The organism is Streptomyces sp. NPDC001027 (assembly GCF_040299045.1).
In the GTDB taxonomy this organism is placed as follows: Bacteria; Actinomycetota; Actinomycetes; order Streptomycetales; family Streptomycetaceae; genus Streptomyces.
The window spans coordinates 1-14624 of sequence record NZ_JBEPBI010000200.1 but is presented as its reverse complement, the minus strand read 5'-3'; the positions used below and the strand labels follow the sequence as shown (position 1 = coordinate 14624).

At 73.0% G+C, this 14624-nt stretch carries 13 protein-coding genes; 5 read left to right on the top strand and 8 right to left on the bottom strand.

Features of this window, described 5'->3' with window-relative positions; translation table 11 throughout:
* Positions 1-49: 49 nt before the first annotated feature.
* Together ABT300_RS33655 and map are read right to left on the bottom strand one after the other, a co-directional pair.
* Entirely contained in the window at positions 50-697 is a 648-nt protein-coding gene (locus ABT300_RS33655) for a biliverdin-producing heme oxygenase (RefSeq protein WP_351683892.1), read from the bottom strand.
* A gap of 141 nt (positions 698-838) precedes the next feature.
* On the bottom strand, positions 839-1696 hold the full coding sequence (gene map / locus ABT300_RS33650; protein WP_351683889.1) for a type I methionyl aminopeptidase: 858 nt from the start codon (positions 1694-1696) through the stop codon (positions 839-841).
* Positions 1697-1753: 57 nt separating this feature from the next.
* Here map and ABT300_RS33645 point away from each other — a divergent pair, with 57 nt between their 5' ends.
* The gene (locus tag ABT300_RS33645) at positions 1754-1987 is read left to right on the top strand and encodes a hypothetical protein (protein WP_319279259.1); all 234 of its coding nucleotides are present in this window, start codon (positions 1754-1756) and stop codon (positions 1985-1987) included.
* Here the strand turns inward: ABT300_RS33645 and ABT300_RS33640 are convergent, their stop codons facing one another.
* Together ABT300_RS33640 and ABT300_RS33635 are read right to left on the bottom strand one after the other, a co-directional pair.
* A complete protein-coding gene (locus ABT300_RS33640) occupies positions 1988-3316 on the bottom strand; it encodes an MFS transporter (protein WP_351683886.1) in 1329 nt (442 codons plus the stop codon).
* A gap of 87 nt (positions 3317-3403) precedes the next feature.
* Entirely contained in the window at positions 3404-4000 is a 597-nt protein-coding gene (locus ABT300_RS33635) for a hypothetical protein (RefSeq protein WP_351683884.1), read from the bottom strand.
* A 102-nt stretch (positions 4001-4102) separates the two neighbouring features.
* Here ABT300_RS33635 and npdG point away from each other — a divergent pair, with 102 nt between their 5' ends.
* Both npdG and ABT300_RS33625 read left to right on the top strand, forming a co-directional pair.
* Positions 4103-4831: an NADPH-dependent F420 reductase gene (npdG, locus tag ABT300_RS33630; protein ID WP_351683882.1), complete on the top strand. Its 729-nt coding sequence runs from the start codon at positions 4103-4105 to the stop codon at positions 4829-4831.
* 120 nt (positions 4832-4951) lie between these two features.
* On the top strand, positions 4952-5170 hold the full coding sequence (locus ABT300_RS33625; protein ID WP_319279263.1) for a hypothetical protein: 219 nt from the start codon (positions 4952-4954) through the stop codon (positions 5168-5170).
* Here the strand turns inward: ABT300_RS33625 and ABT300_RS33620 are convergent.
* The gene (locus ABT300_RS33620; RefSeq protein ID WP_351683879.1) at positions 5160-5960 is read right to left on the bottom strand and encodes a site-2 protease family protein; all 801 of its coding nucleotides are present in this window, start codon (positions 5958-5960) and stop codon (positions 5160-5162) included. The two genes, ABT300_RS33625 and ABT300_RS33620, sit on opposite strands and share 11 nt — an antisense overlap.
* Positions 5961-6147: 187 nt before the next feature.
* Here ABT300_RS33620 and ABT300_RS33615 point away from each other — a divergent pair, with 187 nt between their 5' ends.
* Positions 6148-9969: an AfsR/SARP family transcriptional regulator gene (locus ABT300_RS33615; RefSeq protein WP_351683876.1), complete on the top strand. Its 3822-nt coding sequence runs from the start codon at positions 6148-6150 to the stop codon at positions 9967-9969.
* A 69-nt stretch (positions 9970-10038) separates the two neighbouring features.
* Here ABT300_RS33615 and ABT300_RS33610 read toward each other — a convergent pair whose 3' ends face one another.
* From ABT300_RS33610 to panB, 3 genes are all read right to left on the bottom strand, one after another.
* The gene (locus tag ABT300_RS33610) at positions 10039-10857 is read right to left on the bottom strand and encodes an ABC transporter permease (protein ID WP_351683873.1); all 819 of its coding nucleotides are present in this window, start codon (positions 10855-10857) and stop codon (positions 10039-10041) included.
* Entirely contained in the window at positions 10854-11882 is a 1029-nt protein-coding gene (locus ABT300_RS33605) for an ATP-binding cassette domain-containing protein (protein ID WP_351683870.1), read from the bottom strand. Before ABT300_RS33605 ends, ABT300_RS33610 begins: the two co-directional genes overlap by 4 nt.
* Before the next feature lie 226 nt (positions 11883-12108).
* Positions 12109-12984 (bottom strand): 3-methyl-2-oxobutanoate hydroxymethyltransferase, encoded by an 876-nt coding sequence (panB, locus tag ABT300_RS33600; protein ID WP_351683867.1) that lies wholly within the window; start codon positions 12982-12984, stop codon positions 12109-12111.
* A gap of 181 nt (positions 12985-13165) precedes the next feature.
* On the opposite strand from panB, the gene ABT300_RS33595 reads away from it, so the two are divergent.
* A partial coding sequence (locus ABT300_RS33595) for an MFS transporter (protein ID WP_351683865.1) occupies positions 13166-14624 on the top strand: 1459 nt, incomplete at its 3' end.

Here is a 14624-nt window from a genome sequence, read left to right as displayed (position 1 = left end):
CGCGCGCCGCGCGCGCGCGCCGCGGGGCGCCCCCCCCCCCGCGACCGGCTCACGCCGAGAGCGGGAACTCCTCGCCCAGCTCCCGGAACACGGCGGTGTTCAACGCGAAGGCGCGCTTGCACTCGCTCACGATCCGTTGCTTCTCCAGGTCGTCCGCGCGCACCCCGTCCAGCAGCTCCCGGTAACCGCGCTTGAAAGCCGCGGGGTTGGCCATCTCCTCGAAGACGTAGAAGCGGACGCCGTCGCCCTTGCGCGCGAAGCCCCACGTCCGCTCCGCCCGGTCGCGGATGATCTGCCCGCCCGAGAGGTCGCCCAGGTACCGCGTGTAGTGGTGGGCGATGTACCCCGCGGGCCACCGCTCGGCGCACTCCCGCACCCGCGCCGCGTACGCCTCGGTCGCCGGCAGGGCCGACAGCCCCGCGCGCCATCCGGCGCCCCGCAGATGCGCCAGATCCCGCTCCAGCGCCGCGAGCCGGAACAGCTCCGGCCGGACGAACGGCCCGGCCGCGGGATCGGACGCCAGCCGCTGCGCACCGGCCTCCAGCGCCTCGTACACGAACCACAGCTGCTCGGTGTAGCGCGCGTACGCGTCGACCCCGAGCCTGCCGCCGAGCAGGTCGCCCATGAACGTCGAGGTCTCCGCCTCCATGTGCTGCTCGTGGGACGCCGTGCGGATGAGTGTCGAGAACGAGTCCATACACCCCATCCTTCGGGGTAAGGCTTACCTAAGTCAATGGTTTGCCGACATTCTGTCGGTAAAAGCGGGCAAGAAGAGACCCGCCCCCGGCCGGGAACGGGTCTCGCCTCGCGCCAGGACACACCCCGGCCGGTCACGGCACTAGGGCAGCGTCAGGATCTCCGCGCCGCTGTCCGTCACGACGAGCGTGTGCTCGAACTGGGCCGTCCGCCTGCGGTCCTTGGTCACCACGGTCCAGCCGTCGTCCCACATGTCGTAGTCGTGGGTGCCGAGCGTCAGCATCGGCTCGATCGTGAACGTCATCCCGGTCTGGATGACGGTCGTCGCGTGCGGACTGTCGTAGTGCGGGACGATCAGCCCGGAGTGGAACGACGAGTTGATCCCGTGACCGGTGAAGTCCCGCACCACCCCGTACCCGAACCGCTTCGCGTACGACTCGATGACCCGCCCGATGACGTTGATCTGCCGGCCGGGCCTGACCGCCTTGATCGCCCGCTCCAGGGACTCCCGGGTCCGCTCCACCAGCAGCCGCGACTCCTCGTCCACGTCCCCGACCAGATACGTGGCGTTGTTGTCGCCGTGCACCCCGCCGATGTACGCCGTCACGTCCAGGTTGACGATGTCGCCGTCGCGCAGCACCGTCGAGTCCGGGATGCCGTGGCAGATGACCTCGTTCACGCTGGTGCACAGGGACTTGGGGAAACCGCGGTAGCCGAGCGTCGACGGGTAGGCGCCGTGATCGCACATGTACTCGTGCGCGACCCTGTCCAGCTCGTCGGTGGTGACGCCCGGCGAGATCAGCTTCGCCGCCTCCGCCATCGCCTGCGCGGCGATACGGCCGGCCCGGCGCATCGCCTCGACGGTCTCCGGCGTCTGCACCTCCGGCCCGGTGTACGGCGTCGGCGCGGGCTTGCCGACGTACTCGGGCCGGCGGATGTTTCCGGGCACCGAACGGATGGGGGACAGCTCGCCCGGGACGAGCAGTGACTGGCCAGACATGGCAGTGAGTCTAACGAGCGGCCATGGGGGAACATGACGATGGCGAGAGGAGCCGTCATGCCCCTGTTCAAGAAGCGGACCGCCGGCAAGCCGGGCGAGTGGTACTACTGCCTGGAGCACAAGAAGGTCGAAGAGGGTCCCGAGTGCCCGGCCAAGGACCGCTTCGGCCCGTACGCCACCCGCGGGGAGGCCGAGCACGCCATGCAGACCGCCCGCGAGCGCAACCTCGAGTGGGAGAACGACCCCAAATGGCACGACGCCCCCAGGGGCGGCGCGCCCGACGGCGGCTGATCAGTCGCCGCGCGCGGGCGAGGGTGCGGCCGCGCGTCGTGCGCGCAGCCGCACCGCGTGCTCGTTCGTCCGGGCGTCGTAGGTCATCAGCCCCGGCAGGCACAACGCCAGCAGCCCCACCGCGCCCACGCACAGCAGACCGCCCGACCAGACGGACGTCCGCACCCCCGCCCAGGCCGCCACGCCGCCGCTGCGCATCTGCCCGGCCGTCGGCCCCACCGAGTACGACAGCAGCTCGATCCCGGCGAGCCGCCCGCGCAGCTCGTCCGGGATCGTCTGGTTCCACATGGCCCCGCGGAAGATGCCGCTGACCATGTCGAAACCGCCCGCGAGGACCAGGCACAGCAGCACCAGCCACACATCGCCGACGAGCCCCGCCGCGGCGATCGCCCCGCCCCACAGCGCGGCCGACAGCGCCACCACCCGGCCGTGCCGGTGCACCCGCGACGTCCAGCCGCTGGTCAGACTCACCAGCAGCGCCCCCGCGGGGACCGAGGCGTACATCAGCCCCAAAGACCACTCGGCGTCCAGCTCGTCCGCGAGGAACGGCAGCACGGCCAGCGGCATCGCGAGGGCCATCGCGGCGAGATCGACCGCGTACGTGCCGAGCAGCTCCTTGCGGCCCCAGGCGTACCGGGCGCCCTCCGCGATGGCCTTCAGCGAGGGACGGGCCGCCTCGTGCGAGGCCGGGGACGCCGCGATGCCCGCCATGAAGGCGACCGACACCACGAACGTGAGCAGGTCCGCGGCGTAGGCCCAGCCCAGGCCCGCGTACGCGACGACGACGCCTGCGAGGGCCGGTCCGGCGACCCCGCCCACGGTCCACCGCAGGGCGTTCAGCGAGGCCGCCGCCGTCAGGTGCTCATGGGCGACGATCCGCGGCCACAGCGAGTCCAGCGCCGGCCGCTGGACGGAGCCGAGCGCCGAGGAGAGGGCCGCGACGACGTACAGCGGCCAGAGCGCCGGACCCGGCAGCATCGCGTTGACCAGCAGCACCGCGCTGAGCAGCCCCTGCCCCACCTCGGTCCACACGATGAGGAGCCGCTTGTCCCAGGCGTCCGCGAGCGCGCCCCCGTACAGCCCGAACACCACGAGCGGCACCAGCTCCACGGCTCCGATCGCGCCGACCGCCGCGGCCGACCCCGTCAGCTCCTTCACCTGCACCGGCAGCGCCACGAAGGTCAGGAAGGTCCCGAACCCGGAGATCGTCCCCGAGACCCACAGCCGCCGGAAGTCCCGGGAGGCCCGCCAGGGGGCCAGATCGGGGAGCAGCGCCCGCAGACCGGAGGGCGGGGGAGCGGAAGCGGTCAAGGCGTCGTCGGCGGTCACGAGCAGCCATGCTCGGACGCCGCCGCAGAGGGCGGCAACCGCTTTTCCCTTCCGCCGCCGCCGGACCGCCCCGGGGCCCGGAGCAGGTCACCAGGCGGGCGGCGGCGGGGCCGTCAGACGATCGGCGAGACGGGAGAGACGGTCGTGCAGCCGCCGGCGCCCACGGGTCGGCGGCAGCGTCTCGCCGGCCGCCGCGCTCACCAGGTGCTGCACCGTGTCCAGATCCAGCGCCGATCCGTCCGGGACGGCCAGCGTCTCGTGCGCCAGCGCCGTCAGCTGCGCCTCGCCGAGGCCGAGCGCCAGGATCGTGACCCCGGCCCGCCGGGCGTCCGACACCCGCTCCAGCAGCGGCGCGTCCGCCGACGGCGTCGCCACCAGCAGCGTCTCGCCGCGCCGCGCCGCCTCGATCCGGCCCAGGCCGACCGCCAGATGCGCCGGGTCCGACGGACGGGGGCGATGGCGCACCAGCGTCGGCGCCAGCTCAGGCGTGCCCGACCACGCGGCCTCGTCCACCAGGTGCGCCGCCAGGTGCCAGGGCTCGTGCCGCGCCGAGCCGACCAGCAGCAGCCCGCCCCCGTGCGACACCACCGACCCGCGCAGCACCGCCGCGAACCGCCGGGTGGCCCCCAGCCACTCGGTCCCGGCGAGCACCTCACGCAGCAGCGCGACCCTTACGGCGTCCATGTCGCCGCATGCTGTCGTAGTCCGGCCGCCGCCGGCCGGCGATCGCCCCGCATTCACCCGACGTGGGGAAGCCCACCGCGCACCCCCGCGTAAAGTCGGCCCATGACCTCTACCGACAGTGCACGAAACGCCTCCGCGGGCGCGCCGGCGAAGGCGCCCGCGAAGGACCCGTGGGACCTCCCCGACGTCTCCGGACTGGTCGTCGGCGTGCTCGGCGGCACCGGGCCGCAGGGCAAGGGCCTCGCCTACCGGCTCGCCAAGGCCGGCCAGAAGGTGATCATCGGCTCCCGTGCCGCCGACCGCGCCCAGGCCGCCGCCGAGGAGCTCGGTCACGGCGTCGAGGGCGCCGACAACGCCGAGACCGCCCGCCGCAGCGACATCGTGATCGTGGCCGTCCCGTGGGACGGTCACGGCAAGACCCTGGACTCCCTGCGCGAGGAGCTGGCCGGCAAGCTCGTCGTCGACTGCGTCAACCCGCTCGGGTTCGACAAGAAGGGCGCGTACGCGCTCAAGCCGGAGGAGGGCAGCGCCGCCGAGCAGGCCGCCGCCCTGCTGCCGGACTCCCGGGTCGCCGCCGCCTTCCACCATCTGTCGGCCGTCCTGCTCCAGGACCCGGAGATCGACGAGATCGACACCGACGTCATGGTGCTCGGCGAGGAGCGGGCGGACGTCGAGATCGTGCAGGCGCTGGCCGGCCGCATCCCCGGCATGCGCGGCGTCTTCGCCGGCCGGCTGCGAGGCGCTCACCAGGTGGAGTCCCTGGTCGCCAACCTGATCGCGGTCAACCGCCGCTACAAGGCCCACGCCGGGCTGCGCGTCACGGACGTATGAGCGCATGGGGGACACTGGTCGGAGCCGGCCCGGCCGTGTCCCCCGAGCGGTGTGTCCCCGAGCGGTGCGCCCACGAGCCGTGCCCACCGAGCCGTGTCCCTTCGACAGGAGAACCGCCCCATGTCCCCCGTTCCCCCGCCCGGCCCGGCCCGGCGACTCGCCCTCTACACCCTCGTCGTCTGCGTGCTCGCCGTGGCCGCGGCCGTCGTCTCGTTCGTCCAGGGCAGCTTCCTGGGCGTCGTCTGGGTGCTGCTCGCGGGCCTGTCGTCCAACATGACCTGGTACTACATGAAGCGCGACAAGGCCCGCCGGGCCGCCGGCGCCGACGTCACGGGCTGACCGAGCAGTACGCGTCCGTGCCCTGCCAGAAGCGGTACAGCGACTGCCCGCAGTACGTGTCGAAGTCGCTGATCCCGAGGGCGCGCAGCACCGCGTCGACCATGTCGAAGAACACCCCGTTCACCGCCGGCACCCACAGCAGCGCGAACACGAACAGCAGCCCGAACGGCGCGAACGGCTCCACCTGCCGCTTCACGTTGTACGACAGCCAGGGCTCGACGACCCCGTAGCCGTCCAGCCCGGGCACCGGCAGGAAGTTCAGGATCGCCGCCGTGACCTGGAGCAGGGCGAGGAAGCCGAGCGCGTACCGGAAGTCGTCCGGCACGCCGTCCAGCGCGTCCAGCCAGAAGGGCGCCGTGCACACCACCGCGAACAGCACGTTGGTCAGCGGACCCGCCGCCGAGATCAGACTGTGCCGCCACCGCCCGCGGATCCGCCCGCGCTCGATGAAGACGGCGCCGCCCGGCAGACCGATCCCGCCCATGATCACGAACAGCACCGGCAGCACGACGCTGAGCAGGGCGTGCGTGTACTTCAGGGGGTTGAGCGTCAGGTACCCCTTCGCGCCGACCGAGATGTCCCCGCTGTGCAGCGCGGTACGGGCGTGCGCGTACTCGTGCAGACACAGCGACACGATCCACGCAGCCGTCACGAACAGGAACACCGCCACACCCGGCTGCTCGGCGAAACCGGACCAGGTGGCCCAGCCCGTGACCGCGGTGACGGCGAGGATCCCCACGAAGACGGGACTGATCCGCCGCTCGCTGCGGCGGGACGTGGCGGTGGTCATGGGGCCCCCTGGATCGGTTCGCGCGTCCGGCACGCGCAGGTGGAACTGCCCGACCGTACCCGGACGTGGCGTACAGGAGAAACGTCCCGTCCACGCCCTCGGTTCCGACGCGTCCCGCCTCCCGCGCGGCGGCCGCTCACGCCACCCCGGCGCAACCCCGTGACCGACCACGATCCCACCGGAGAGAATGAACCCCGTGCGCTATCGCATCCTCGGCACCACCCAGGCACTCCGTCCGGACGGAAGCCCCGTCGCCGTCGGCGGAGCGCGGCTGCGCGCGCTGCTCACCGTGCTGGCACTGCGGGCCGGCCGGAGCGTTCCCGCGGGGCTGCTGGTGGAGGAGGTCTGGACGGGCGACCCGCCCGCTGACGCGCCGGGCGCGCTGCAGGCGCTCATCGGGCGGCTGCGCCGGGCCCTCGGGGCGGCCGCGATCGACTCCGCCGAGGGCGGTTACCGGCTGGCCGCCGTCCCCGACGACGTCGACCTGCACCGTTTCGAGCGGCTGGCCGGCGACGGCGTCCGCGCGCTCGCCGACGGCGACCCGGCGAAGGCGGCCGCCCTCCTGGACGACGCGCTCGCCCTGTGGCACGGTCCGGCCCTCGCCGACCTGCCCGACCGGACCGTCGAGGCCGGCCGCTGGGAGGCCCGCCGGCTCGACGCGCTGCGCGCCCGCCACACCGCCGCGATCGCCCAGGGCCATGCCGAGCAGTCGCTGCCCGAACTCACCGCCCTGTGCGACGCCCATCCCCTGGACGAGCCCCTCCAGGTCCTGCGTCTGCGCGCCCTGCGCGACGCGGGCCGCGCGGCGCAGGCGCTGGTCGCGTACGACGAGGTGCGCCGACTGCTGGCCGACCGCCTCGGAGCCGACCCCGGCCCCGAACTCCGCTCACTCCACACGGAGTTGCTCAACCCCGACGCCTCCACCACCACCGAAGCCTCCACCACCACCGGCGCCCCGACCGGCTCCCAAGACCCCGCGCCCACACGCCACGCCACCGCCCCGGGCGGTCCGGACAGCTACGGCAGCCCGCGTGTGCTGGGTGATTCGGGGAGCTTTGGCGACGCCGGGATTCCCGGCGGCTCCGGCGGCTCCGGCGGCTCCGGCGATCTTCGCGGCCTCGACCGTCCCGACGGGGCGGACCGCTCCGGCGGCCTCGACGGCATGGGCGGTGCCGGTGGTACGGGCGGGGCCGGTGTGCCTGGTGGGCCCGCGGGGGCTGAGGGGGCCGGGGGAGCGGGGCTGCACGGGGGCTCCGGGGGGCCCGAGCGCCGTGCGACGGATGCGGGCGTCGAGGGACCGGGGAGCCCGGAGAGTGCGGCCTCCGGCGGCGCGGCCTTCGCCCACCGGAGACTGGCCGGCCCGAGTTCCGGCGGAGCGGGCGCGGAGGCTCCGCAGCCGCGGGCCCCCGGCAATCTGCGCGCCCGCCTCACCTCCTTCGTCGGCCGGGAGGACGACATCGCGGCCATCCGGCAGGATCTGGCCGGCGCGCGGCTCGTCACCCTGCTCGGGCCCGGCGGGGCCGGCAAGACACGGCTGTCGCAGGAGGCCGCCGAAACCGTCCGGGACATCGCGAGCGACGGCGTGTGGCTGGCCGAACTCGCGCCCGTCGCCGCCCCGGACGCGGTCCCGCAGGCCGTCCTCACCGCCGTGGGAGCCCGCGAGACCGTGCTGTACGGCGCCGGCGCCGAGGAGCTGCGGGTCGCCGCCGAACGCCACGACGACCCCGTGGAGCGTCTGGTCGAGCACTGCGCCCGACGCCGCATGCTGATCGTTCTCGACAACTGCGAGCACGTGGTCGAGGCCGCCGCCCGCCTCGTCGAGGAACTGCTGGCGCGCTGCCCGGGGGTGACGGTGCTGGCCACCAGCCGAGAGCCGCTCGGCGTGCCCGGTGAGAGGCTGCGTCCGCTCGATCCGCTGCCGGAGCCGGTCGCCCTGCGGCTGCTCGCCGACCGGGGCGCGGCCGCCCGGCCGGGCTTTCGCACCGAGGACGACCCCGAGGCCTGCGCCGAGATCTGCCGACGTCTGGACGGTCTGCCCCTCGCCCTCGAACTCGCCGCCGCCCGGCTGCGCATGCTGACGCCACGACAGATCGCCGACCGTCTCGACGACCGTTTCCGCCTCCTGACCTCCGGCAGCCGCACGGTGCTGCCGCGTCAGCAGACCCTGAGGGCCGTCGTCGACTGGTCCTGGGACCTGCTCGACGCGGACGAACGCGACGTCCTGGCCCGGCTGTCGGTCTTCGCACGCGGCTGCGACCTCGACGCCGTGGAGGCCGTGTGCGCCGCCGCACCCGCCGCCGGCCAGGACGACGGCGAGGACGGCGGCGTTGAGGACCGCAGCGGCGAGGACGGCGGCGGTGGCGTGCGGGACGCCCGCACGGGCCGGATCTCCCGCGAACCGCTCGACACCCTCGCCTCGTTGGTCGACAAGTCCCTCGTCGTCGCCGCCCCGGCGCCGGGCGGGGCCATGCGCTACCGGCTGCTGGAGACGGTCGCCGAGTACGCGGCCGAGCGGCTGGACGAGTCGGGTGTGCGGGCCGTCGCCGAACGCGCGCATCTGACGTACTACCGCGAGTTCGCCCGCACGAACGAGCCGTTGCTGCGCGGTCCCGGTCAGCGCGAGGCCGCCGAACGCATCCAGCTGGAGTACGAGAACCTGCGCACCGCGCTGCGCCGCGCGGTCGCCGCCCGCGACGAGCAGGAGGCGCTCAGCCTGACGCTGTCCCTCGTCTGGTACTGGCAGATGCGGGACCTGCGCATCGAGGCGGGAGCCTGGTGCGCCGAGGTCATGGCCCTCGGTCCGGACCCCTTCGCCGAGCCGCTGCGCCGGGCTGCCCCGGTGTGGAGGCCCTGCACCGACTTCCCGCCGCCGCTCACCGGCGAGACCCTCCTGGAGGCCCGCCGTGGCGTCCATCTCGCCCATCTCGCCTGCCTGGAGAACCAGTCGGACCTCTGGCAGAGCCATGACGCGCAGCGCAAGCTGGCCCTGATCGCCGAGACCTACGAGCCCGGGCTCCCGCAGACCTGCCGCGCGCCCGGCCTGCTCTGGTTCTTCGCCGTGATGCTGACCGGCGACACGGACCGCATGCGCGTCATCGTCGACGCCAACGTGGACACCTGCCGCCGGACGCCCGGTTACGAGTGGGAGCTCGCCTCCTGCCTGCAGATGCGCGCCAACATCCTCGCCAACCGCGCGGACTGGGCCGGCAACGCCTTCCGTGACGCGGACGAGGCCCTGGAGATCTTCCGGCGGCTCGGCGACGTGTGGGGCGTCGTGGAGGCCCTGTCCGCGCGCGCCGAAGCCCATGAGCGGCTGGGCGACTACCGGCGCGCCGCCGACGACTACGCGAGGGCCAGGGAGCAGGCCGAGCAGCTCGGCGCCCGTGCCCACACGGCGGTCCTCGGCGCCCGGCTCGGCAGCGTCCTGCTGGAGGCGGGCGACGGGGAGGAGGGCGAGCGCCTGCTGCGCGCGGTGATCGACGGGCCGGCGCACGGCGGCAACGAGGCCGTCCCCGCGGCCCGCCTCTTCCTGGCGGGCTGGCTCGGCTCGACGGGGCGCATCGCCGAGGGGCGCGAACAGCTCCGGCAGCTGCGCGAATGCTTCGCGTTCGGGCACTTCGCCGTGTTCGACGCGTTCATCCTGGGCGCGGAGGCGTGGATCGAGGTGGTCGACGGCCGATACGAGGAGGCGCTGCCGGGGATCCGCTCCGCCCTCGGCCGGGCGACCGATCCGGTGTCCCGGGCCGTCGCCCCGCACCTGCGCTCCTTCTACCTCTCCATCGCCGCGACCGCCCTCGTCTACCGGGACGGCGGCGCGGAGGCCGGCGCCCGCTGTCTCGGGGCCGCCGCCGCCCTGCTGCCGGCGCGGCACGTCCCCCCGCGCCTGGAGCGCGAGGCCCGTGAACTCGCCCTGAGCCGCACCCGCGCAGCGCTCGGCGACGAACGCTTCGAGCGGGCGTACGCCGAGGGCGGCGACCTCTCCTACGAGGAGGCCGCCGCCCTGGTGTGACGCGCCCGTCCGGACCGGTCCGAACGTGACGTCCCGGTCGTGCCGGTCCGTCGCGACACCGCCCGCCGCTCAGGTCTTGGTGCGGAACTTGTGGATGGCGACCGGCGCCATCACCGCGGTGAGGCCAGCCGACCAGACGAGCGTCACCCACAGGCCGTGCGCGACCGGACCGCCCACCATGAGTCCGCGCGCCGCGTCGGCGAGCGCGGACAGCGGGTTGTACTCGGTGAAGTTCTGCAGCCAGCCGGGCATCGACCGGGTCGGCGCGAAGATCGACGAGCCGAACTGCAGCGGCATCAGCACCAGGAAGCCCATGGCCTGCACGGACTGCGGACTCTTCATGATCACGCCGAGCGTGAGGAACACCCACATCAGGGCCGAGCCGAACACCGTGGCCAGTCCGACGGCGGCGAAGAGACCGGGCCAGTGGGTGATGTCGAAGCCCACCAGGACGGCCACCGCCATGAGGATCACGCACGCGACCAGCATGCGCATCAGCTCCACGGCGATCTTGGCGAAGAGCACCGAGCCCCGCCCGATCGGCAGCGACCGGAAGCGGTCCATGACACCGGAGTTGAAGTCCGTGTTGAAGCCGGTGCCCACGCCCTGCGCCATGTTCATCCCCATCATGGCCAGCAGTCCGGGAATGACGTACTGCACGTACGCCTCCTGACCGCCGCCCAGCGACTGCCCGATGGAGCCGCCGAAGACGTACACGAAGAGCAGGGTGAAGATCACCGGGAAGAGGACCGCGTCGAACATCGACTCCGGGTCCTGCCGGATCCACAGCAGGTTGCGGCGGATCAGGGCGCCGGTGTGCCGCAGGTGGCTGCGCACCGGGATGCGTCCGTCGGCTGCCGTGCTGACGTCGATCGTGGCCGCGCTCATACGGCGACCTCCTCGCGGGTCTCGGTGGGCGTGGCGGCGTTCGCGGTGGAGCCGGCGCGGTGGCCGGTGAGGGAGAGGAACACCTCGTCCAGGCTGGGCAGTTCGGTGGTGAGGGAGGTCAGCGTGACGCCGCGGGCGCTGACCGCGCCGATGACGGCCGTCAGCTGCTCGTCGCTCAGCACCGGGACCAGGATCGAGCCGCGTTCGGCGTCCACGACGGTGGCGGCGAGGCCGGTGATGCCGAGCTCGTCCAGCCAGCCGGCCAGCGGGCGCAGTTGCAGCGGGTCGGCGGGCCGGATCCGCAGGGTGCGGCCGCCGACCCGGGCCTTCAGCTCCTCGATGCCGCCGCCCGCGATTACCTTGCCCCGGTCCACGACGGTCAGCTCGGAGGCGAGCTGCTCGGCCTCCTCCATGTACTGGGTGGTCAGCAGGACGGTGACACCGTCTCCGACCATGGACTTGACCTCGGTCCACACCTCGTTGCGGGTGCGGGGGTCCAGCCCCGTGGTGGGCTCGTCGAGGAACAGCACGCTCGGCCGTCCGATCATCGACGCGGCGAGGTCGAGCCGCCGCCGCATGCCGCCGGAGTAGGTGGCCGCGGGCCGCTTGGCGGCCTCGGTGAGCGTGAACCGCTCCAGCAGCTCGTCGGCGCGCAGCCGGGCGTCCTTGCGGGACAGGTCGAGCAGCCGGCCGATGAGGTACAGGTTCTCCCAGCCGGGGAGCTTCTCGTCGACGGAGGCGTACTGGCCGGTGAGGCCGATCACCCGGCGCAGCTGCCGGGGCTGGGCCGCGACGTCGTAGCCGGCCACCGTCGCCCGGCCGCCGTCGGCGGCCAGCAGGGTGGACAGGATCCGGACGAGGGTGGTCTTGCCGGCGCCGTTCGGACCGAGGACTCCCATCACGGTGCCCTCGTGCACGTCGAGGTCGACCCCGTCCAGTGCCTTCGTCTCGCCGTAGTGCTTGACCAGCCCCCGGACGGTCACGGCGCTGCCCGCGCCGCTGGGGTTGTCGTGGATTCGCGTCATGCCGCAACAGTGGCAACCGCCGCCGACAGACTTCCGACAGACCGCCGACACCGGGCCGTCGGCGCCCGCGGGGACCGGCACACCGCCTGCAGAACGCCTACAGGCGGCCTACAGACCGCCGACAGAGCACCTGCAGAGGCCTGCTGCGCACCGACGGGTGGACACCGACCGGGGACGTGCGTCCCGGCCCGGCGTCCACCCGGTCGGCGCGGCGGCTCAGCTCAGTTCAGTGGACGCTGTGCTCGTCCAGCGGGAACGTTCCGCCGACGACGTCCTCGGCGAACGCCTTCGCCGCGTCGCCCATCACCGCACGCAGGTTCGCGTACTGCTTGACGAACTTCGGCACCCGGCCCCCGGTGAGCCCGAGCATGTCGGTCCACACCAGCACCTGGGCGTCCGTCTCCGGGCCGGCGCCGATGCCGACGGTCGGGATGTGCAGCACCCGGGTGACCTCGGCCGCAAGCTCCGCCGGGACCAGCTCCAGCACCACCGCGAACGCGCCCGCGTCCTGCACGGCCTTGGCGTCCCGCAGCAGCTGCTGGGCCGCCTCCTCGCCGCGCCCCTGCACCCGGTAACCCATGGCGTTCACGGACTGCGGGGTCAGGCCGATGTGCGCCATGACCGGGATGCCGGACTCCACCAGCAGTTCGATCTGCCGGTGCGAGCGCTCGCCGCCCTCCAGCTTCACGGCCCCGACGCCGGCCTCCTTCACCAGGCGCGTCGCCGAGCGCAGCGCCTGCACCGGACCCTCCTGGTAGGAGCCGAACGGCAGGTCGCCGACGATCAGCGCACGGGAGGTGCCCCGCACGACCGCCGCCGACAGCATGGTCATCTCGTCGAGGGTGACGGGCACGGTCGTCTCGTACCCGAGGTGGCAGTTGCCCGCGGAGTCGCCGACGAGCATCACGGGGATCCCGGCCTCGTCGAAGACGGAGGCGGTCATCGCGTCGTAGGCGGTGAGCATGGGCCACTTCTCGCCGCGTTCCTTGGCGAGAGCGATGTCGCGGACGGTGATTCGGCGGGTCCCCTTGCCCCCGTACAGCGCATTGCTGCCGTCGGTGGGCTTCTGCGGGGCATTGCGGGCAGCCGAGAGCTGCGTCATGGCAACGGCTCCTAACGTCATCTCGAGGCGCCCTCACGGCGTCCCCGGACCACTGCCCATGGTGGCACTTCGCCCGGGCGAGAGCCAGAGCGCCCCCTGTGGGTAAAACCTCAGTAAGAAACACGCCCCGGCCTTTCCGATACGAGACGGGTCCGTATCGGAAACGCTTAAGCTCGGCGCCATGACTACTCCTGCCGTCCCCACCGCTCCGCGGATACCGGAAGCGGTGCACCGGCGTCGTTGGGCGATCCTCGGCGTCCTGATGCTGAGCCTGCTGATCGTGGTGCTGGACAACTCGATCCTGAACGTCGCGATCAAGACGATCTCGACGCCCGCCCCGACCGGCCTCGGCGCCACCCAGAGCGAGCTGGAGTGGGCGATCAACGCCTACACGCTGGTCTTCGCGGGACTGCTGTTCTCCGCGGGCCTCCTAGGCGACCGGATCGGCCGCAAGAAGGTCCTGCTCGGCGGACTCGCCGTGTTCGGCATCGGCTCCGCTCTCGCGGCCGAGTCCGGCTCGCCCGCCCAGCTCATCGCCTTCCGCGCGCTGATGGCCCTCGGCGCCGCCTTCGTGATGCCCGCCACCCTCGCCGTCCTGATGAACGTCTTCGAGCGTGAGGAGCAGCCCAAGGCGATCGGCATCTGGGCGGGCGGCGTCGGCCTCGCCATCGCGATCGGGCCCATCACCGGCGGCCTGCTCCTCGCGCACTTCTGGTGGGGTTCGGTGTTCCTCATCAACGTGCCGATCGTGCTGCTCGCGTTCGGCCTGATGCTGTGGCTGGTGCCCGAGTCCCGCGACCCGAGCCCCGGCCGTCTCGACCCCGTCGGCGTCGTCCTGTCGGTCGTCGGCCTCGTCCTGCTCGTCTACGGCATCATCAAGGGCGGTGAGCTGGCCGACTTCACCGACCCGACCGTGCTCGTGACCATAGGGGCCGGACTCGCGGTCCTCGCCGCGTTCGTGGTGTTCGAGAAGCGCAGCGACCATCCCTCGGTCGACGTCGGGTACTTCCAGAACAAGGTGTTCTCGGCCGCGATCTGCGTCATAGCGCTCGTCTTCTTCGCGCTGATGGGCGTGACGTTCTTCTCGGTCTTCTACACCCAGAGCGTGCGCGGCTACACGCCGCTGCAGACCGGCCTGTTGCTGCTGCCGCTGGCCGCCGCCCAGCTGATCTTCGCGCCGCGCGCCCGGCTCGTCGTGGACCGCATCGGGGTCCGGGCCACGACCACGGCGGCGATGCTCCTCCTCACCGCCACCCTGGGGGCGTTCGCCCTGCTGGAGGCGGACACCCCGATCTGGCTGCTGGAGGTCGTCTTCTTCTGCATGGGCGCCGGAATGGCCCACATCATGACCCCGACCAGCGTGGTCATCATGCAGGCCCTGCCCCGCGAGAAGGCCGGCTCGGCCTCCGCGCTGAGCAACACCTTCCGCCAGGTGGGCGGCGCGCTCGGCATCGCCGTCCTCGGCTCGGTGCTGTCGACGTCGTACCGCGACGGCATCCAGGGCAGTCTCGGCGCGCTGCCGGAGGGCCTGCGCCACACGGCGGGCGAGTCGATCGAGGCGACGCCAGGGGGACATGGAGCGGGCGACCTCCGCCTACCTGGCGGCCAGGAGCGAGGCCGAAGAACACGGTGCGGTCGGT

What these genes read in the sequence shown, in the direction of transcription:
- ABT300_RS33655 (WP_351683892.1), bottom strand. Translation starts at nt 697, where the DNA reads ATGGACTCGTTCTCGACACTCATCCGCACGGCGTCCCACGAGCAGCAC.
- map (WP_351683889.1), bottom strand. Translation starts at nt 1,696, where the DNA reads ATGTCTGGCCAGTCACTGCTCGTCCCGGGCGAGCTGTCCCCCATCCGT.
- ABT300_RS33645 (WP_319279259.1), top strand. Translation starts at nt 1,754, where the DNA reads ATGCCCCTGTTCAAGAAGCGGACCGCCGGCAAGCCGGGCGAGTGGTAC.
- ABT300_RS33635 (WP_351683884.1), bottom strand. Translation starts at nt 4,000, where the DNA reads ATGGACGCCGTAAGGGTCGCGCTGCTGCGTGAGGTGCTCGCCGGGACC.
- npdG (WP_351683882.1), top strand. Translation starts at nt 4,103, where the DNA reads ATGACCTCTACCGACAGTGCACGAAACGCCTCCGCGGGCGCGCCGGCG.
- ABT300_RS33625 (WP_319279263.1), top strand. Translation starts at nt 4,952, where the DNA reads ATGTCCCCCGTTCCCCCGCCCGGCCCGGCCCGGCGACTCGCCCTCTAC.
- ABT300_RS33620 (WP_351683879.1), bottom strand. Translation starts at nt 5,960, where the DNA reads ATGACCACCGCCACGTCCCGCCGCAGCGAGCGGCGGATCAGTCCCGTC.
- ABT300_RS33615 (WP_351683876.1), top strand. Translation starts at nt 6,148, where the DNA reads ATGAACCCCGTGCGCTATCGCATCCTCGGCACCACCCAGGCACTCCGT.
- ABT300_RS33610 (WP_351683873.1), bottom strand. Translation starts at nt 10,857, where the DNA reads ATGAGCGCGGCCACGATCGACGTCAGCACGGCAGCCGACGGACGCATC.
- ABT300_RS33605 (WP_351683870.1), bottom strand. Translation starts at nt 11,882, where the DNA reads ATGACGCGAATCCACGACAACCCCAGCGGCGCGGGCAGCGCCGTGACC.
- panB (WP_351683867.1), bottom strand. Translation starts at nt 12,984, where the DNA reads ATGACGCAGCTCTCGGCTGCCCGCAATGCCCCGCAGAAGCCCACCGAC.